Source organism: Streptomyces sp. NPDC048516 (assembly GCF_043199875.1).
Lineage (GTDB): Bacteria > Actinomycetota > Actinomycetes > Streptomycetales > Streptomycetaceae > Streptomyces.
The window spans coordinates 195152-213814 of the sequence record NZ_JBICWS010000010.1 but is presented as its reverse complement, the minus strand read 5'-3'; the positions used below and the strand labels follow the sequence as shown (position 1 = coordinate 213814).

The following is an 18663-nucleotide window of genomic DNA, read 5'->3' as shown; positions in this document are numbered from 1 at the left end:
ACGGCCTTCCGTAGCGGCGCCGCCCGGCTCGTCCGGGCGGCGCCGTTGCCGTACCCGAGTGGCGGGCTCGGCGGACGGCAGGAAGTGTGGAGGTGAGCGTGGGGCGGACCCGGCATATGCCGGCCGGGGCCGGTACCCCTCGCTTTGCCCTGCGCCTCCCCCGTGCCCTGGCAGGGGAGGTGCCCCCAGCGAGGAGGCACGATGCCTGCAGTCACCTCTCCCTACCAGCCCGGAACGCCCTGCTGGATCGATCTCGCGGCCCCTGACCAGCAAGCCGCCATCGACTTCTACTCCGAGGTCTTCGGGTGGGCCGGAGAGATCGGGCCCGCGGAGACCGGGGGCTATGCCGTCTGCACGCTGAACGGCAAGCCGGTGGCCGGAATCATGGCCGCCGTCCCGATGGGCGGTCAGCCCGCGCCGCCGACCGTGTGGACCACCTACCTGTCGGCCGCCGACGCGGACGCCACCTCCGAAGCGGTGAGCCAGGCCGGCGGCACGCTCCTGATGCCCGTCACGGACGTGATGACGCTCGGCCGGATGTGTATCGCGGCCGAGCCCACCGGAGCGGTGTTCGGTATCTGGCAGCCCGTGGACTTCCCGGGCGCCGGCATCGTCAACGAGCCGGGCGCACTGGTCTGGAACGAGCTCAACACCACCGACCCGTCCGCCGCCGCCACGTTCTACAAGGCCACCTCCGGTATCGACAGCGCCCCCATGGAGGGCGCCGAGAACTACTACGCCCTCACGGTGAACGACCGGCCGGTGGGCGGTATGCAGCCGATGTCGGAACAGATGCCGTCCGGCACTCCCTCGCACTGGCTGGTGTACTTCGCGGTGACGGACACCGATGGCACGGTTGACAAGATCACCGCGGCCGGCGGTGCGGCGCTGCAGCAGCCCTTCGACATGGTCGCCGGCCGGATGGCCGTGGTGACCGATCCGCAGGGCGCGACCTTCGCCGTGATCAGCCCGAAGCCGATGAATCAAGGCTGAGGGGCCGTTGACCGCTCGCTACTGCGCGCGGGCCGTGTGGACGGTCTGCACGCAGAGCAGGAAGGCATCGGGGCGGCGGACGATGCCGAAGGCGTCATCGGGGTCGGCGAGGCGGGCGAGGGTGGTCTGGTCGTCCTCGTCCAGCCGGTCGCCATAGAGCTCGAGACCCTGGGTCAGGGTGTCCTGGACGTAGGCGCGCGCCTCGTCGGTCAGCGGGGCCGGCAGGTCCAGCAGGAAACTGCGGGTGCGCGGGGTGCGCAGGCCGGCGTCGGCGAGGAAGGCGGGCCAGTCCTCGGTGTCGTCGACGGCGCCGGGCAGCGCCGCGCGCATCTCCACGAACCAGTCCTCGCGGGCCGCCTCGAGCCGGGACTGCAGTCCCGGACGCCCGATGCCGATGTCGCGCGGCAGGAAGCGGGGGGCGAGGCCGCCCTCGGAGACGGCGAGCAGCCCGCCGGGCCGCAGATGAGCGCCGAGGGCGGCGACCCCGGCACGCTGGTCACCGACATGGTGCAGGGTCCTGGCGGACCAGATGAGGTCGGCGCCGCCGAGGGCGTCCAGCCCGTCCGGGAGTTCGGCGAGATGGGTGCGGACCCGGTCGCCGAGGCCGAGGCGCCCGGCCCGGGCATGTGCCCGCTCCAGCAGTGCCGCGCCGGCGTCCACGGCCACCACTTCGGCGGCGGGGAAGGCCCGGGCCAGCAGACAGCTGACGACGCCCGGCCCACTGCCGACGTCGAGCACCCGGTCCACCCCCTGGTCGCCGGCCGCGGCCGTCCCGACGAGGAGCTGCCGCAGCCAGGCCGCGGCCTGCTCGTAGAGCGGCAGGTGCAGCTCGGCCCCCCGTTCGAGGAGCGGGCCGAACACCTCCCAGTCGATCTGCGCCGTGTCCTGAGGGCCGTGCCCGGGCGCGGGCCGTTCGTCGTTGCTCATGACATCGAGCCTCCGTTACCGGTCAAGCGCGTGCAATCCGCGTTGCCGCTCCGGCAACCCCGGATTCCGGCGGGACAGGGCGCAACCGTAGGGTCTGCCCGTGGCTACTCCGGGATGGATACCGCCGACGGATACCGAGCGGCGGCTGTACGAAGCGACGGCGCGTGGTGACTGGGACGGTCAGATCGCGGCGATCGCCGGTGAGGATCTGTATCTGGCGGCACCGCAGCAGGGCCAGGACCCGCTGCCCGTCTACGACGATCCGGCGGCGGGTGGTAAGTGCATTCCCGTCCTGACCCGCGGCATGCTGCCGCCGTGGCAGCCGCAGCAGTTCTTCGACCGGGTTTCGCTGGAGGAGCTGGCGCAGGACTGGCCGAACGACAAATGGCGGCTCGCGGTCAACGCCGGGACGCCCTGCGCCGCGTACCTGGCCGCCTCCCCGGCCCACCGCACCGGCTGGCTGCAGCGGCGCGCCCAGGTCGGGGCCCGGCCCGGCGGCCTGCTCGTCACGCACTTCGGCGGTCCGCTGCACGGCCCCGTGGCGCAGGGGCTGGCGTGCGGTGCGCCGCTCGCGGTACACCACAGCCTGCCGTGGAACGAACTCGGCACGGCCTTCCTCGATCACGCCACCGACGCACAGACGCTGCGCGAACAGTGGTCGGTATCCGATGCCGCCGGTTGGCAGCAGCGCCTGGACCAGTTGCTCGCCGGGCAGTTCGTACCGGCGGAGACGGAGACGGCGCTGCGGGCACGGGCCGGCGACCCCAGCGCCGGGGCCGTTGCGGACGCGGCGAACGAGGCGGACAAGGTGAACGAGGGGGACGCCGCGGACAAGGGCCGGACCGGTGAGGCCGGGGCGGGCTCCCCGGACACCGCCGCCACGCCGGCCGTTCCCGAGCTCGTGACCCGGTACGAAGAGCGGTTCCGCGCCGACGGACTGCTGCCGGCCGACGGCCGGGTCGTGTCCCTCGTCGCGCTGGACCTCGCGCATGCCGTCGCTCTCGTCCGCTGGGGCCTGGGCGCCCGTCTGTGCGCACCGCAGCAGGCCGAACAGGCCGTGACGCAGGCCGGCGCGAAAGCCAGGGAGGTGTACGGCTCGTGGGAGGAGTTCGCCGCGGGCTATGCGCTGGGGCGGATGCTGGCGTTCGACAACGGCTGGTTCGGACCGGAGTACGCGCAGGCCGTGCACCTGCACCGGGTCCTCACCCAGGACCCGGCCTCGCCGTGGCGCGGTCTGCCGTTCGCTTGACGGCGGGCCCGTCGCTTGGCGGGGCGCGTCGGTCGATGGGGAGCGGGTCATCTGCCGGACCGCGGGGCCCCCCGCCCCCCGGGGGGCCCCCCCCCCCGCCGGGGCCCGGGGCCGGGGGGGGGGGGGGGGGGGGGGGGGGGGGGGGGGGGGGGGGGGGGGGGCCCCCCCCCCGCCGCCCCCCCCGGGGGGGGGGGCCCCCCCCGGGGGGGGGGGGCCCCCCCGGTCCGGGTTCGGTGTAGACGTAGGGCATGGATGTAGCTGTTTGCCTGTTCAGCTCCGACCTCCGGCTGCACGACCAGCCGGTGCTGCATGCCGCGCTGCGCTCCGCGGCGCAGGTGGTACCGCTGTTCGTCGTCGATACGGGGATCGCTGACGCGGGATTCATGGTGCCCAACCGGGCGGCATTCCTGGCCGGCGCGCTGGCGGATCTCGATGCCGGGCTGCGCGGTTGCGGCGGCCGGCTGGTCATCCGTACGGGGGATGTGGTGGCGGAGGTCTGCCGGGTGGCGGCGGAGACCGGAGCCGGCGAGGTGCATCTCGCGGCAGGGGTGAGCGGCTATGCGCTGCACAGGGAACGGCGGTTGTCCGACGGGCTGGCGGCGGCGGGGCGGGCCCTGGTGGTGCACGACGCGGTCATCACGGCACTGCCGCCCGCCGCGGTGCTGCCCTCCGGCCCGGGCAAGGACCACTTCGCGGTCTTCACGCCGTACTTCCGGCGCTGGCAGGCCGCGGGGCTGCGGTCGGTGCTGCCCGCGCCGCGGTCCGTACGGGTCCCGGACAAGGTCCGGTCCGAGGACCTGCCGTCGGCAGCGGACCTGTGCCCGGGCGGGAAACCGTCGCCCGCGCTCCCGGAGGGCGGCGAACGGGCGGGGCGCCGCCGGTTCGGGGCCTGGCAGCGCTCGGGTATGGCCGACTACCAGGACCGGCAGGACGACCTGCCGGGCGATGCCACGTCGCGGCTCTCGCCCTATCTGCACTTCGGCTGCCTCTCGCCGGTGGAGCTGGTGCACAAGGCGTCGGCCCGCTCGGACGCCGGTGCCGAAGCGTTCGTACGGCAGCTGGCCTGGCGGGACTTCCACCATCAGGTACTGGCGGCCCGCCCCGGCGCGGCAAGCGCCGACTATCGCACCAAGGGCGACCGCTGGCGGTACGACGACACCGAGGTGACGGCGTGGAAGGAGGGCCGCACCGGCTATCCGGTGGTCGATGCGGGGATGCGGCAACTGCTGCACGAGGGGTGGCTGCACAACCGGGCGCGGATGCTGGTGGCGAGCTTTCTGACCAAGACGCTGTACATGGACTGGCGGGTGGGCGCGCGGCACTTCCTGGACTGGCTGGTGGACGGCGATATGGCGAACAACCAGCTCAACTGGCAGTGGGTGGCCGGGACCGGCACCGACACCCGCCCCAACCGGGTGCTGAATCCGCTCGTCCAGGCCAGACGGTTCGACCCACAGGGCGAGTACGTACGGCGCTGGGTGCCGGAGCTGGCCGGCCTCGCGGGCGCGGCGGTGCACCAGCCGTGGAAGCTGACCCGGCCGGAGCGCGCGGCGTACGACTATCCGGATCCCGTCGTGGACCTGGCGGACGGGCTGGTGCGGTTCAAGCGGGCACGCGGGCTGGAGTAGCCGGGGGTGGAGCGGCCGGGCCGGAGCGGCGGGGGTCCGCGGACGGTCCCCGTGTCGTCGGCGGCAGCCGTGCCGTGGCCGGCAGCCGTGCCGTGGCCGGCAGCCGTGCCGTGGCCGGCAGCCGTGCCGTGGCCGGCAGCCGTGTCGTGGGCGGCAGCCGTGCCGGGAGATGATGCAGGGCGGAATACGTCGGATGCGACGGAGAGGACGGATACGACATGGCCGGGAGCGGTATGCGCCGCGGGCTGGACCGGACGCTGCTGGACCGCGCACTCGGGGCGGCGGGGCCGAGGCAGCCGGCCGCGCTGCCGACGTGGGCCCAGTTCCGTACCGCACTGCGCCGTACACCGTTGTCGGTATGGCACGACGATGTGACGGACTGGGCCGCGAGCCTGACGTACTACTCGGTGCTGGCGCTGCTGCCGTCGCTGATCGTCACGGTGTCGCTGATCGGTCTCGCCGATCCGGCGGCCACCGAGCAGCTCATCAACCAGATCACGTCGATCGCACCGGCGCAGTCGGGCCCGACCGTGCACCGTGCGCTGGTCGGCATGGCGCATCAGCGCACCGCCGCCTGGGTGGTGCTGGGCGGCGCCCTGGTCAGCGCCCTGTGGTCGTCCTGCAGCTATCTGGCCGTCTTCCGCCGCGCGCTGCATGCCATGAACCGCGCCAAGGACGACCGCCCGCCGTGGCGCAAGGCACCGCGGATTCTGATGACGGCGCTGCTGCTGATGGCCCTGCTGATCAGCAGCGCGGTGGCACTGCTGGTAAGCGGTCCGATCGCGACCGCACTGGGCCGGGCCGTCGGACTGGGCGAGGCGGGCGAGGCGACCTGGAACCTGCTGAAGTGGCCGCTGCTGCTGCTCCTGGCCACGGTGCTGGCGATGGTGCTGTTCCGTTCCGGCCCGCCCAGCTCCCGCGGCGTGCGCAGAGCCGCGCCCGGCGGCGTCGTCGCCGTACTCCTCTGGCTGGTCTCCTCCGCCGGCTTCGCGGTCTACACCTCGTACGTCGGCACCTTCAACCGGCTCTACGGTTCGCTCGCGGGGCCGGTGGTTTTCCTGATCTGGCTGTGGTTCTCCCATCTGTCCCTGCTGTCCGGCGCCCAGTTCAATGTGGAACTGGCCCGCGCGGGACGGGTGGTACGACCGCGCTCGGGGAGCTGAGGCCGACGCGGGGCGGTGCGGCCGCGGGGCCGGGGTCGGTCACGGTGGTGCGGCCGCGGGGCCGGGGTCGGTCACGGCGGTGCGGCCGCACTCCGGGAACGGTGCCCCGGGGCAGCGGATCAGCGGCTCCGGACCCCGGACCCCGGACTCCGAGCACCGAGCACCGAGCACCGAGCACCGAGCACCGAGCACCGAGGAGACCGTTGCGAATCAGCGGGCTCCGTGCCCCGGGGCGATCGCCTCGATCCGGTGGGCCAGGCCGAAGTCGAGATGAGTGATCCGTCCGCCGATGCTGTGGGTGTTCACCGAGACCGCGAGCCGGTTGTACCCCAGCGTCAGATCGGCGTGATGGCCCAACTCCTCCTGGATCTGCGCGATATGGATGACCATGGCGGCGGCCGGGAAGTGCCCGTGGAAGGCGTAGCCACGGCACAGCAGCCCGCCCTCGACGGACCAGCCGGGCAGCTCCGCGAGGCGGTCCTCGATCTCCTTGAAGCTGAGCGGTTCCAGCTGAGCAGTCATGGCGTTCGCCTCTCCCCGTGTGCCGGCCGCCGATGAGCCGGTTCCCGATACGCATAAATATGCAAGGTTGCCCCGGCCGCCCGCCCACTGCCGCGGCGGCCGCGACCATTCCAGCGTGGCACGCCGACGACACTTTCGCGCACTCACGGCACGCGCCCCTCCGGTACACCCCGCCGGCACCGGCGCTCGACTACCGTCCCTCCCATGACAACTGCTGAGGCGTCCTCGCCGGAGACGACCACAGGCGTGGGCTCCCTGCTGCGCGAATGGCGCGACCGGCGCCGGATCAGCCAACTGGAACTGGCCCTGCGCGCCGACTCCTCCGCCCGCCACATCAGCTTCATCGAGACCGGCCGCTCCCGCCCCAGCCAGGAGATGGTGCTCCGCCTCGCCGAACACCTCGACGTCCCCGTACGGGAGCGCAACGCCCTGCTGATCGCCGCGGGCTACGCCCCGACCTTCCCGGAGACGCCGCTGGACGACCCGTCGATGGCCGCCCTGCGCTCCGGCATGGAACGCCTCCTGACCGGCTACGAGCCCTTCCCCGCCCTGGTGGTCGACGGGACCTACCACGTACAGGCGGCAAACCGCGGCGTCACCCTGCTGCTGGACGGCATCGCCCCCGCCCTTCTCCAGCACCCGCTGAACTCCATGCGCCTCACCATGCATCCCGATGGTCTGGCCCCGCGCATCCGCAACTACCTGGAATGGCGCAGCCACCTCCTCGCTCAGATGGAACGCCAGTTGGCCGTGATGCGCTCCTGTCGCCTCCGCGCGCTCTACGACGAGGTGAGCGCCTACCCCCTCCCCCCGGGCGGCCGCGAGAAAGCAGCCTTCGGCGAACACGCCCCCTTCGCGCTCCCCATGATGCTCGAACACCACAACACCGTGCTGTCCTTCATCTCGACCATCGCCACGTTCAACACCCCGATGGATGTGACCGTCTCCGAGCTGGCGGTGGAGACCCTTCTCCCGGCTGACCCGGAGACGGCGGCGTATCTGCGGGACGCGGGCCTGTAGCGGGCGGCGGCCGCCCGGGCCGTACGGGACGCCCCGGCCCGTACGGAAGGCCCGGGCCGGACAACGGGACTGGACAACGGAGGGCCGGGACGGTGGGCCGGACGACGGCCTCCCCCGCGGGATCACACGACGGGGTCGCCCGACGGGGTCGCCCGACCGGCTCAGACTGCCGACGGCACCCGGTCCAAGAACCCACACACGGACCGAATCCGTCCGTCCTCCCCCAGCCGCACCACATCGAACCCGGCCACCGGCGCCGAACCATCCGCCACACTGACCAGCTCCCACCCGAACCGCGCGATGTCATGGTGACCGTCCACGCCCCCCAACTGCCGGAACACAAACCCGGGGAACTGCGCATGCGCCCCCGCGATAACCGCCGCCAGCCCCTCGTGCCCCACGACATCGGCCAACGGATCGGTATACGTGGCGTCCTCGCCGAAGGCCGCCGCGACGGCCTTACCCCGTGCCCCCTCGCCCGTCGCATTCCACGCCGCGAAGTACCGCGCAACCGCCGCCGCGTACCGCTCCCCCGCACCCGAGGACTCCTGCGCGACCTTCTGCTCCTGCTTCTCCTGCTGAGTCATGACGTACCCCTGCTCCTGATGAGATCCGAACGGCACCGATACCGGGCTCTGTTGCCGGTACCGCTTCACGGGCCGGAGTGCGCCGGCCCGTGAACCGATGGCTTCACCTTGCCGGGCGGGCGGGGTGGGGGTCGATTACCCGGGAGGTAATGGCAAACGCGGCAGGTACGACAGGTGCGACGGTCAGCAGTACGGCGGCTGGCCGGTAAGGGATGCCGCGACCCGCATCCATATGCCGAATTGGCGGTAGAGGGTGGGGAGTTGACCTTCCGCCTGGACGGTCCGGCTGTCCACGGAGGTGACTCCGGGGATTCCCAGAAGCGTCGATGCCACCGAGGACGACTGCCAACGGACTCGGAGGGCGGACGAACTCGGCGTCGCGGCGCGCCGGGGCGCTTTCCGCGGTACGGAGAGACTGGCCGTGACCGCTTCCTCGATCGCCTGGCGCGCTTCTGCAGCCGGGCGCAGCTTCGCGGCGAAGCGATCATGTGCGCTCTTCACGGCCACGGTGGTGACGGAATCGTCCCACGCCAAGGTCTCCGCACAGGCGCTGTCGTCACCGGTGAGGGCCGCCATGGGCACGCCGAGCATCGCTGCGGTGGCGTGGGTCAGGCCGATCTCGCCCACCGGCATGCCGTCCAGCCATATGTCCTCGATCTCGTGCCCCATAAAGCTGTGGCTCAGCACACCGAGCGTGCCGGCTCGAGAGTGGTAGCCGACGCAGATCATGGCATCGTGTTCGGGGGTGAGGCCTTCGAGCATGCCCATGTGCTTGGGCTTGCCGCGGATGAGGCGGGCCTCTGGGTGCAGCGTCTCGGGCACCAGATTGCGCATGGGGCCGTGTGCATCGTTGACGACGATATCGGTGGCGCCCGCCGCCAGAGCACCGCGGACGGCGGCGTTGACGTCCTCCGCCATCATCAGACGTCCGCGCTCGTAGTCCCGACCGCCGGGCTGGACGTCGTCGGCGTCGACGAGCCCTGTGATGCCTTCCATGTCCGCGCTGAGATAGATCCGCACTTCGCATACTCCTCAAGCCTCACGTTTGACCGCTTGGGAGACGCTGAGCGCTCCTCGCCCGGTTCCTGGGCGCAGGCGTGGCGGGGAGGAGCGGACACCGTACGGAGGGAAGGCCCGGAAGCGAAAACGGCGGAGAAGCGGAAAAGCGGAGAAACAGAGAGGCAGAGAGGCAGAAAGCTCCTCAGGGGACGAGCCTTGCCGACGGCTGACTGAACTCCTGTATCTGCGGGATCAGTCAGCCGGGAACGAACGCAGCCCCGCGCGCAACGCGCCGCAGCGCCCCGGGTGGACGAATGCCCCCTCGTGCCGGAGCGGAGAGGGGGCGTGGTGTCACGTTCGCGGGGTCAGGACAGGGTGGCGGTGAGGGTGATGGTGGTGCCGGTGAGGGCCTGGCTCACCGGGCAGTTGACCTTGGCGTCCTCGGCCGCGGACTTGAAGGCGGACTCGTCGATGCCGGGCACCTGGCCCTCCACGGTGAGGTGGATTCCGGTGATGCCGGTGCCGGGCTGGAAGGTGACCGCGGCCTTCGTCGTGAGCCGCGTCGGTGGGTTTCCGGCCCCGGTGAGCGTGTTCGACAGGGCCATGGAGAAGCAGCTGGAGTGGGCGGCGGCGATCAGCTCCTCGGGGCTGGTCTTCCCGTTGGGCTCCTCGGCGCGGGAGGCCCAGGTCACGGGGAAGTGGCCGACTCCCGAGGAGTCGAGCGTGACCTCCCCCAGGCCCTTGAAGAGCTCGCCCTCCCACTCGGTGTGAGCGTTACGTGTAGTGGCCATGGTGAACCCTTTCTGTAAACGGATACGCGGTGTGTACGGATGACGTCGACGCTCCGATCGTCCGCCCTGGGACGGTCTGCCCGGGTTCACGACGCGCCGCACCACCCGACTCAGCGGTCCGTCTGCACTCCGAGGCGTCGCCCGGCCGGCCACCCGACCAGCCGCCTGACCAGGCCGATCGTGGTCATTGCCGATTCCCTGACCGGGAACGTTGCGGAGAACGTGGGGCGGCTTAGCCTTGGAGGTATTGCCACGCTTGCCCCGGCCCCATGCCGCTGGGCGGCATCCGGCGGCGACTGCGGCAACCGCGCCGACCCGTGTCGAGCGGGTGGCCGGTGAGCAACGCCGACGAGAGGACAAGCCATGAGCCCCCTGACCCCGGACGAAAACGCGCCCCCGACCGGAGACCCGTCCACCGACGGCACACAGTCCGCAGCGGAGGCGGCGGACACCCAGGCCGCCCTGGTCGAGCTCGCGGCCAGCGTGGCTCTGCTGCCGCAGGCGCCACCGGCCGAGGGCGAGGAGGAACGGCCCGAGGGCGCTGTCTCCCTGCCGGTGATCGAACAGGACGGCAACCGATACGTCCCCGTCTTCACGACCGAGAATGCGCTGCTGACGGCCGGGGGCGACCTGGAGACCGCGCTCCGCATCCCCGTCGTCGACCTGGCCGCGAACTGGCCGGCGGACGACCTGTGGATGGCGGTCGACCCGTCTTCCGAGGAGGGCCTTGCCCTTCCCCCGGACCTGGTGCGGGCGCTGCCTGTCTTCAGCCGGCACGCCGATGACGCGACCGGCCGGCCCGGCGAGGCCGGCGCGGAGGGAATGGAGGGCTCGTAAGGGGGCGGAGACGGAGAACCTGATCCGCCCAGGGCCGGATAACTCGCATTGTCCGCCGCGCAACGGGGGGTATGGCTGCCATGAACCGGCTGCACGAGCTGAGCACGAGCGGATGCGCCGGCCACGAGCCTGGTCCCCACCCCGGAGGGGTCCATCCACGTGCAAGCCGGTCTCCGGAGCGTCAGCCAAGCTCCCGCGGTCCGTAGATGGCGTGGCCGGCGCCGGTGGCAAGTGCCCAGTAGCGATCGCCGTAGGACCAATGCCACCACTCAGTGGGGTAGTTGACCATGCCCGCCGCGGTCAGGGCCTCAGCGAGGATCTGCCGGTTCGCACGCGCCTCCGAACTGATGTTGCGCGCAGCGGTATAGCAGGCGCCCTCACTCACTTCCGGGCTGGCATCCACCGGCGTTCCCATGCCAAGTTCCTGGCCATCGGCGGCGACGAGAGTCACGTCGACGGCAGCGCCGGCGCTGTGCGGGGCGATCTCCGGGGGAGACACGAACCGGCTTGCGGCAGCACGAACCTGCTCCGAAGACCAGCCAGGGTTGTCGTTCCGGAGCCGTTCGGCATACCGCTCGAAGTAGAAACTTTGCACCGCAGGCGGCCGATACCCCTCGATGAACAGCAACTGGATGCCGTGCGGCAGAAGTTTCCGGGCATCGAGAAGGCGATTGAAGACACCTTCGCGCACGTGTGCGAAGGCCCCGGCATCGTCTTGCTCACGAGTGTCGACGGGGAAGGGATCCCGACGTCGGACATCAAGGAGTGGTTCGTCGCAGTCCTTCACCGGTATGGCTGCGATCTTCGGATCTGACATCAAGACGATCTCGGTCATGCACTGATCATTGCGCACCGGCCTCGACGACGTTCGCTCAACCGCCTGATCAGAGCCACGCGGTCCACCGGCTGCAATGAGGCGATGGCGCCTGACAGCACGGTGAGGACACCCGCCGCACGCCTCCCCCCTGCTCCAACCCACCTGCAAAATTGGTCACTTGAGAGGACTGCGCTTCTCGTACTGTCACGATCAGTAAGTGGCAGGATCAGGTCATGACCGATGACTTACTGGCCCGTGCGCGGAGTGTCTGGGAGCAGTTGGCGGAGGTGCCTGTGTCGTTCCCGTCCAGTGGTGGCGCCGTGGTCGTTGTCTCCGCCGCGTCGCAGCTTTGCCCACCCGCCTGGGTGGGGATCGCGAAGCTGGGCGATGCCGCGGTGATCACGGTGCCGGACGAGGCTCAGGCGCTGCTGTTCCGTCGTGCGGTGGTGGACACGCCGGTTGAGACCCTGATGCGCACCAGCACGCTCCGGGCGCTGCTGCCGGTGGTCGACATCCTCGGCCCTGCCGCGCTGGCCTACCTCTCGAAGGACGACTTCCGCCCTGAGCGTGGTGGGGCGGCGGTCGGGTGCTTGCCACCGGGCCATGGTGACCTTCGGGCGTTGGCGCAGTCGGCGGGGCCGGAGGATGCGGCTGAGAGCGGCATCGACGAGATCGGCTCTCCGGTGTTCGTGGTGCGTGACGGCCCCGAGGTCGTGGCTGCCGCGGGATACCGGAGGTGGCCGGCGTCGACCGCGCACCTGTGTGTGCTGACTGCTCCGCAATGGAGAGGGCACGGTCTGGCGCGGCAGGTGGCCTCCCGGGCGGTGGCCCACGCGCTTGACGCCGGTCTGTTGCCACAGTGGCGTGCGCGTCCCGAGGCCTCCCGACGGGTGGCTGCCACGCTCGGATTCCGGGAGATCGGCGGCCAGTTGAGTGTTCGGCTGGGGCTCGATCAGGGCGTGTGACGAAAGTCGGTCAAGTAGGTTCGGTTCATGGGGCTATGTAGATCAAGCCGACCTCGGTGGGGGCTGGAGTTCCCGCCTACCGGCTTTGATGTGCGAGGGGCGGGAACGGTGGAACGTGCGGGAACGGTGGAAGGGGCAGGAGTGGTGGAACAGGCGGGAGCGGTGGACGTTCGCGTGCGGACCCGTGTTTCGGCGTACGCCATCGCGGTGGAGGAAGACCGGTTGCTCGTGGCCCGTCTGTCTGACGCGTCACCGATCTTCAGTCCAGGGCTGTGGCACCTGCCGGGTGGCGGAATCGACCCCGGCGAGCAGCCCGTGGAGGCTCTGGGCCGTGAGCTCCGGGAAGAGACAGGGCTCGAACTCACCACTGCTCAACTGCTCGACGCGCGGACATACGCAGCTCAGCGACACGGAGTCAGCTGGCACCTCACCGCACTGTTCTACGCCGTCGGCCTCAGGCCCGGGGCGCCCACCGTGACCGAGATCGACGGTTCCACCGACGCGGCGGTCTGGACCCCCGTCGCGGACCTGCAGGAATCCGTGCTGTCGCCGCCGGCGGCCGATGCGCTTCGCCTGTTTGTGCCCGGGGTTCGGCGTGGGAGTGCCGGCCAGGGCCAGGCCTTGCCGCACGGCATCGTTCTTGGCTCCGAGCCGGCCTCAGCCGATTCCGTGTAGAGCTTTTCCGGCCCCAAGCCCCCCTCCTCCGGTGGTGGTAGCCCCCGCCCGGTCCGGGGGTGGACCGGCCGTGGACGCGGGGGTGGACCAGCTATCCGGACGGGGGTGGACCGGCTGTCGGGGCGGGCGCCGCGCCAGAAGACTCGTCCGTATGACGACGAGTCTTGAGACCCCTCCCCCACCCGCCGATGCGGCAGCACCCGTCGGCAGCGACTTTGCGCGGCTGTCGCGGCGTATCGTCGCGGCCGGGCTGCTGAAACGCCGGCCCGGGTACTACGCGGTACGGCTGTCGGCCGTGAGCGCGGCGTTCGCCGGGGGTTGGGGGGTGTTCTTCGCGCTGGGCGACAGTTGGTGGCAACTGGCCGTGGCCGTGTTCCTGGCGTTCGTCTTCGGGCAGATGGCGCTGGTCACCCATGATGTGGCGCATATGCAGGTGTTCCGTCGGCGTCGGCCCAGTGGGATCGGTGGGCGGCTGTTCGGCAACCTGGGTGTGGGCATGTCGTACGGCTGGTGGATGGACAAGCACACCCGGCATCACGCCAACCCCAACCATGAGGAGCTGGACCCGGATGTCGCGCCGGACATCCTGGTGTGGTCGCAGGACCAGGCGCGGGCCGCCACGGGGCTGCCCCGTTTCATCGGCCGCCATCAGGCGCAGTTGTTCTTCCCGCTGCTGACGCTGGAAGGGTTCAATCTGCGGGTGGCGAGCATCCGCGCGCTGCGGTCGCCCACCATGAAGCACTGGGGCAGCGAGGCGGCGCTGCTGCTGACGCATATCGGCCTCTCTCTCGCCGCGCTGTTCCTGGTGCTGTCACCCGGTAAGGCGCTGGCCTTCCTCCTCCTGCACCAGGCCGTCTTCGGCGTGTATCTGGGGTCCACCTTTGCGCCCAACCACAAGGGGATGCCGACGCTGACGGGTGACGCACGGCCGGACTTCCTGCGCCGTCAGGTGCTGACCTCGCGCAACATCCGGGGCGGGGTGCTGACCGACTTCCTTCTCGGCGGGCTCAATTACCAGATCGAGCACCACCTCTTCCCCAGCATGCCGACGCCGCATCTGCGCCGTGCACAAGAGATCGTGCGCGCCTACTGCGCCGAGATCGGTGTCCCGTACCACGAGACGGGGCTGATCAGGTCGTACGCGGAGGCGCTGCGGCACTTGCGGCGGGTGGGGGAACCTCTTCGGAGGCCGCGGGCGTAGGTACCGCCGCCGTGGCCGCCTTTTCCGCGGTCTCCGCCGTGTCCGGGGTCTCCGCGGTCTCCGCCTGCCGTGCCGTACGCCGGGCCGCCATGAACGCGTAGACCAGGATCCCGGCGAACAGGAAGAGCACGCCCTGGTAGATCGCGGCGTAGCCGGCGCCGGCGACGAGCCAGAAGGTGAAGCCGAAGGCGGTCAGGGCGAGCGTCAGATCGCGGGCGAAGCGGGCGGGGCGGACCTTGTCGCGGCGGCCGGTGAGCAGGAAGTAGACCTGGGCGCCGGCGGCGAGGAGGTAGGGGACGGTCGCCGAGAAGGTGGTGATCAGGACGAGGATCTCGAAGACGCCGCCGGACCCGGTGAGGTAGTTGATCACCGTGAGGGCGCTGGCCAGTACTCCGGCGGCCAGGACGCCGAAGGTCGGGACTCCGCGCCGCTTGGTCAGGAACGGCGCGGGGAACAGCCCGTCCTTGGCGGCGGCGTACGGGGACTGGGCGCTCATCAGGGTCCAGCCGTTGAGGGCGCCGATGATCGAGACGACGGCGGCGAGCGCGACGACCGTGCCGCCCCAGTGGCCGCCGAACATGGCGTTCACCGCGTCGGAAAACGGCGCCTGGGACTTCACCAGCTTGTCGTGGGCGACGGTGCCGAAGACGGCGACGGTGCCCAGGAGGTAGACGACGGCGGAGCCGATGGTGCCGAAGACGGTGGCCCGGCCGACGTTCCGCTCCGGGTCGCGGACCTCGCCCGCGCTCATCGCGGCGGACTCCACACCGACGTAGGAGTAGAGGAGGATCGCGGCGGCCGCGGACATCCCGCCGGCCACGCTGCCGCTGCCTTCGTGGAACGGGCCGAGGTTGGCCGGGTCGAAGAAGAACAGGCCGACGACGGCGATGAAGAGGAGCGGGATGAACTTGAGGACGGTGGAGATCGTCTGGACCAGGCCGACGTAGCGGGTGCCGGCGAAGTTGGCGATGGCCGGCAGCCAGAGCGCGCCGAGGGCGATCGCGAGGTCGGCGCCGCGGGAGGGGTGCCCGGGGAGCAGGACGTGGACGTAGCCGACGATGGCGACCGCGAGCGCCGCGTTGCTGACCCAGGTCATGGTCCAGTACGACCATGCGGAGAGGAATCCGGCGAAGTCGCCGAACGCCTCGCGCGCGTAGACGTAGGGGCCTCCGGTGTCCGGATGGCGCTCGGCGAGCCGTCCGAAGACCAGGGCGAGGGCGAGCGCGCCGATGGTCAGTGCGCCGAAGGCGACCAGGCTGACGGTACCGAACGGGGCGACCGAAGCCGGCAGCAGAAAGATGCCGCCACCGATGATGTTCCCCATCACCAGGCAGGTGGCGGTGAACAAGCTCATCCGAAACGGGGTCTTGGCTTGAGTTTGCAGGTCAGAGCCGGTCTCGGAGTGCTGAGCGGCAGGGCTGCGGTGCATGTGGGGCGCATCTCTCGTCGTGCCGGGCTGTCCGGTGCGCCGGACTGGTGCACATGGTCACCGGATCGGCGGCACGCTTCAAAATCGCCGTGAATACTCCCGCCACAGGGGCTTCCAGATGAAAGATCTGCGGTCAAGTGAGCGGAATGCAGGATTCCCTGGGCAGGGATCGCTTATTGCGTATGCTGTGCAATAGCTAAAACTTTGCAGCTATGCAATACCTGGCCGCTGCCGTGTGCGAGATGCGAGATGCGAGATGCGAGAGGAGAACGGCGTGGGTGGGACACCCGTGGTGCTGGGCATCGAGTCGTCCTGTGACGAGACGGGCGCCGGCCTGGTGCGGGACGGCCGGCTCCTGGGGCATGCCGTGGCGTCGAGCATGGACGAGCACGCCCGGTTCGGGGGCGTGGTGCCGGAGATCGCCGCCCGCGCCCATGTCCACTCGTTCACCCCGGTGGTGCACCGGGCGCTGCGGGAGGCCGGGCTGCGGATGTCCGATGTCGGGGCGGTCGCGGTGACGACCGGGCCGGGGCTTTCCGGTGCGCTCCAGGTCGGGCTGGCCGGGGCGAAGAGCCTGGCGTACGCGCTGGACGTGCCGCTGTACGGGGTGCACCATCTGGCGGGCCATGTCGCGGCCGACACCCTGGAGCACGGTCCGCTGCCCGACCCCTGCGTGGTGCTGATCGTCTCCGGCGGCCACACCTCGCTGCTGCTCGTCCGCGACCTGGCCCGCGACCCGATCGTGCACCTCGGCGATACGTTGGACGACGCGGCCGGCGAATGCTTCGACAAGGTCGCCCGGGTCTTCGGCCTTCCCTACCCCGGCGGGCCGGCCATCGACCGGACGGCGCGCGAGGGCGACGCGGGGGCCGTGCGTTTTCCCCGTCCGCTGACCGGGCCGCGTGATGATCCGTACGGCTTCTCGTTCTCGGGGCTGAAGACCGCCGCCGCACGATGGGCGGAGCGGCACCGCGGCCAAGTCCTGCCGGTGGCGGACGGAGCGGCCGGGCTGCAGGAGGCGGTCGCCGACGTCCTGACCCGCAAGGCGGTGGCCGCCTGCACCGCCCACGGCGTCGGCACCCTCGTCGTGGTGGGCGGGGTGGCCGCCAACTCCCGGGTCCGGAGCCTGGCGGAGGAGCGCTGCGCCGCCGCCGGGATCACCCTGCGGGTGCCGCCGCTGCGACTGTGCACCGACAACGGCGCGATGATCGCCGCCATCGGGGATCTGCTGGTCCGGGCGGGCGCCGAACCGGCGCCGCTGGATGTCTCGATCGACCCGTCGGCACCCCTGGAGTACGCCGCGCTGCACCCGGTCGCCCGTGCCGCCGTCGTGAACGTCCCCGCCTGACAAACACCTCCCGCCTGACAGCCCACCTCCCGGCTGACAACCAAGCTCCCGCCTGGCAATCACAGACCGGGTCCGGGGTCGCATCCGGCGGGCTCTGGCGAGCGGGAGCGGGAGCCGGGGGGGCGGGAGCCGACGGGCCAGGGCAGGGACCGGCGCGCGGAAGCAGGAGCCGACGGGCCGGGGACGGTAACTGGCGGGCCGGGGACGGGGACTGGACGGGCGGGGCGCGATGGTGATCAGCCGTCCGCGGAGGTCGTCAGCCCGGCCAGCGCCCGCGACAGGGCGGTCAATGCCTGGGTGACGTGCGGGAGTTCCAGTGGGTCCGGCGCGGCCAGGACGCGTTGTCGCAGCTCCCGGTCGGCGCCGAGCAGCGCGTCGGCGCCGAGGCGTACCCGCAGGGCGCCCGGCGCGTCGCCGAAGCGGTGTCCGCCGCGCGCGCCCCAGGGCGCCAACTTCCGCTCCAGCGCGCGGGATTCCACGGTCCCATGGGCGGCCATCGGCCGGCGCAGTGGTTCGAGGTCGACGTAGAGATGGCTGCCGGAGTGCGGCGGGCGGCAGAGGGCGCCGGCCTCGGTGACGATGTGGTGGAGCGCCGCGGCGAGCACCCCGTAGACCCGGGCGACGGTGGCCGTACGGGCGCGTACCTCGTCGGGTTCGCCGAGCGCATGCGTGACGGCACAGCCGACCGGCCCGGGAATCGGCACCGGGACCGCGGTGAGCGCGTCCAGCGCGGCGGCCCGCAGGACGGCTCCGCGGTCGGTGCCGGGGAAGCGGGCCAGCGCGGCCGGCCAGGAGGCGGGCACCAGGGTGGCCCGCAGGTCGGTGAGTACCACGACCGCGCCGGGCAGCATCTCGGCGGGGCTGAGCAGCACGGTGTCATGCGGATCGTGCAGCAGATCGCGGCGCGTCTCGTCGCTGATGATCCACAGCCCTTCCTGCGCCGCCGCTTCACAGACCTCGTGCAGTTGCTCGGGCGCGGGGCCGGTGCCGGTCGGATCGTCGGCGACGGACAGGACCAGGACGCGCGGGCTGTCGCCGTGCATCCGGGCCCGGCGGACCGTCTCCAGCAGTGCGAACGGGTCGGGGACACCGCCCGATTCCGCCGGTACGGGCGCGAGATGCACCGGCCGCCCGAGCTGGCGGGCGGGCGGTGCGTACCACTCGGAGCAGGGCCGCGGCAGCACCACCGCCCCGTCGGTCGCGGCGTAGAGCGCGAGGAGCAGGGCCGGCGCCCCGGGGGCGGCGAGGACCCGGTCGGGGGTGGTGACCAGGCTGCGGCGTTCCCAGTAGCCGCAGGCGGCGGTGCGCAGTGGCGCGCTGCCGCCGAGGGGCTCGGCTTCGGTGCGGTCCGCTGCCGCGGAGAGGTACGCGGCGAGCGCCGGCAGGACCGGCAGGCCCACCGGCGGATCCGGGTCCGGCTCCCGCTGCGGATCCTGGGCGGTCCGCTGCATCCGTACCTCCACTCCACGACGGCGGGTCGATCGTGGGCCCCTCACTCCAGGGAAACACCCC

The 18663-nt window shown here is 71.5% G+C and carries 18 protein-coding genes; 10 read left to right on the top strand and 8 right to left on the bottom strand.

Annotated elements, in window-relative coordinates:
• Positions 1-201 precede the first annotated feature (201 nt).
• The gene (locus tag ACGFR7_RS21525; RefSeq protein WP_393321488.1) at positions 202-993 is read left to right on the top strand and encodes a VOC family protein; all 792 of its coding nucleotides are present in this window, start codon (positions 202-204) and stop codon (positions 991-993) included.
• Between the two features lie 18 nt (positions 994-1011).
• Here ACGFR7_RS21525 and ACGFR7_RS21520 read toward each other — a convergent pair whose 3' ends face one another.
• Complete coding sequence (locus tag ACGFR7_RS21520; RefSeq protein ID WP_393321485.1) at positions 1012-1920, bottom strand: class I SAM-dependent methyltransferase; 909 nt, start codon at positions 1918-1920, stop codon at positions 1012-1014.
• A gap of 118 nt (positions 1921-2038) precedes the next feature.
• On the opposite strand from ACGFR7_RS21520, the gene ACGFR7_RS21515 reads away from it, so the two are divergent.
• The 3 genes from ACGFR7_RS21515 (at position 2039) to ACGFR7_RS21505 (ending at position 5960) form a co-directional block, all read left to right on the top strand.
• Complete coding sequence (locus tag ACGFR7_RS21515; protein ID WP_393321755.1) at positions 2039-3169, top strand: DUF1266 domain-containing protein; 1131 nt, start codon at positions 2039-2041, stop codon at positions 3167-3169.
• A 248-nt stretch (positions 3170-3417) separates the two neighbouring features.
• Positions 3418-4797 carry a cryptochrome/photolyase family protein gene (locus ACGFR7_RS21510; RefSeq protein ID WP_393321482.1) on the top strand — a complete coding sequence of 460 codons (1380 nt, stop codon included), beginning with the start codon at positions 3418-3420 and terminating at the stop codon, positions 4795-4797.
• Between the two features lie 218 nt (positions 4798-5015).
• Positions 5016-5960, top strand: coding sequence for a YihY/virulence factor BrkB family protein (locus ACGFR7_RS21505; RefSeq protein WP_393321479.1), 945 nt, complete (start codon positions 5016-5018; stop codon positions 5958-5960).
• Between the two features lie 210 nt (positions 5961-6170).
• Here ACGFR7_RS21505 and ACGFR7_RS21500 read toward each other — a convergent pair whose 3' ends face one another.
• On the bottom strand, positions 6171-6482 hold the full coding sequence (locus ACGFR7_RS21500) for a 4a-hydroxytetrahydrobiopterin dehydratase (RefSeq protein ID WP_393321476.1): 312 nt from the start codon (positions 6480-6482) through the stop codon (positions 6171-6173).
• A gap of 204 nt (positions 6483-6686) precedes the next feature.
• Between ACGFR7_RS21500 and ACGFR7_RS21495 the strand changes: the two genes are divergently transcribed.
• Positions 6687-7502 carry a helix-turn-helix domain-containing protein gene (locus tag ACGFR7_RS21495; RefSeq protein WP_393321474.1) on the top strand — a complete coding sequence of 272 codons (816 nt, stop codon included), beginning with the start codon at positions 6687-6689 and terminating at the stop codon, positions 7500-7502.
• Between the two features lie 161 nt (positions 7503-7663).
• Here the strand turns inward: ACGFR7_RS21495 and ACGFR7_RS21490 are convergent, their stop codons facing one another.
• The 3 genes from ACGFR7_RS21490 to ACGFR7_RS21480 all read right to left on the bottom strand — a co-directional run bounded on the left by ACGFR7_RS21490 (position 7664) and on the right by ACGFR7_RS21480 (position 9879).
• Positions 7664-8089 carry a nuclear transport factor 2 family protein gene (locus tag ACGFR7_RS21490; protein WP_393321471.1) on the bottom strand — a complete coding sequence of 142 codons (426 nt, stop codon included), beginning with the start codon at positions 8087-8089 and terminating at the stop codon, positions 7664-7666.
• Positions 8090-8272: 183 nt separating this feature from the next.
• Positions 8273-9109: a M55 family metallopeptidase gene (locus tag ACGFR7_RS21485; protein ID WP_393321468.1), complete on the bottom strand. Its 837-nt coding sequence runs from the start codon at positions 9107-9109 to the stop codon at positions 8273-8275.
• A gap of 344 nt (positions 9110-9453) precedes the next feature.
• The gene (locus tag ACGFR7_RS21480; RefSeq protein ID WP_393321465.1) at positions 9454-9879 is read right to left on the bottom strand and encodes an OsmC family peroxiredoxin; all 426 of its coding nucleotides are present in this window, start codon (positions 9877-9879) and stop codon (positions 9454-9456) included.
• Positions 9880-10242: 363 nt separating this feature from the next.
• Between ACGFR7_RS21480 and ACGFR7_RS21475 the strand changes: the two genes are divergently transcribed.
• Positions 10243-10716 (top strand): SseB family protein, encoded by a 474-nt coding sequence (locus ACGFR7_RS21475; protein WP_393321464.1) that lies wholly within the window; start codon positions 10243-10245, stop codon positions 10714-10716.
• A gap of 181 nt (positions 10717-10897) precedes the next feature.
• On the opposite strand, the gene ACGFR7_RS21470 is transcribed toward ACGFR7_RS21475, so the two are convergent.
• Positions 10898-11551, bottom strand: coding sequence for a M15 family metallopeptidase (locus tag ACGFR7_RS21470; RefSeq protein ID WP_393321461.1), 654 nt, complete (start codon positions 11549-11551; stop codon positions 10898-10900).
• 215 nt (positions 11552-11766) lie between these two features.
• On the opposite strand from ACGFR7_RS21470, the gene ACGFR7_RS21465 reads away from it, so the two are divergent.
• From ACGFR7_RS21465 to ACGFR7_RS21455, 3 genes are all read left to right on the top strand, one after another.
• Positions 11767-12498: a GNAT family N-acetyltransferase gene (locus ACGFR7_RS21465; RefSeq protein WP_393321459.1), complete on the top strand. Its 732-nt coding sequence runs from the start codon at positions 11767-11769 to the stop codon at positions 12496-12498.
• 141 nt (positions 12499-12639) lie between these two features.
• On the top strand, positions 12640-13173 hold the full coding sequence (locus ACGFR7_RS21460) for an NUDIX hydrolase (protein ID WP_393321457.1): 534 nt from the start codon (positions 12640-12642) through the stop codon (positions 13171-13173).
• A 151-nt stretch (positions 13174-13324) separates the two neighbouring features.
• A complete protein-coding gene (locus ACGFR7_RS21455; protein ID WP_393321454.1) occupies positions 13325-14374 on the top strand; it encodes a fatty acid desaturase family protein in 1050 nt (349 codons plus the stop codon).
• Here ACGFR7_RS21455 and ACGFR7_RS21450 read toward each other — a convergent pair.
• Positions 14304-15728: an amino acid permease gene (locus tag ACGFR7_RS21450; protein WP_393321452.1), complete on the bottom strand. Its 1425-nt coding sequence runs from the start codon at positions 15726-15728 to the stop codon at positions 14304-14306. The genes ACGFR7_RS21455 and ACGFR7_RS21450 overlap by 71 nt on opposite strands.
• A 349-nt stretch (positions 15729-16077) precedes the next feature.
• Between ACGFR7_RS21450 and tsaD the strand changes: the two genes are divergently transcribed.
• Positions 16078-17151: a tRNA (adenosine(37)-N6)-threonylcarbamoyltransferase complex transferase subunit TsaD gene (gene tsaD, locus ACGFR7_RS21445; RefSeq protein WP_393321449.1), complete on the top strand. Its 1074-nt coding sequence runs from the start codon at positions 16078-16080 to the stop codon at positions 17149-17151.
• 236 nt (positions 17152-17387) lie between these two features.
• Here tsaD and ACGFR7_RS21440 read toward each other — a convergent pair whose 3' ends face one another.
• On the bottom strand, positions 17388-18602 hold the full coding sequence (locus ACGFR7_RS21440) for an aminotransferase class I/II-fold pyridoxal phosphate-dependent enzyme (RefSeq protein WP_393321446.1): 1215 nt from the start codon (positions 18600-18602) through the stop codon (positions 17388-17390).
• Between the last annotated feature and the right edge of the window lie 61 nt (positions 18603-18663).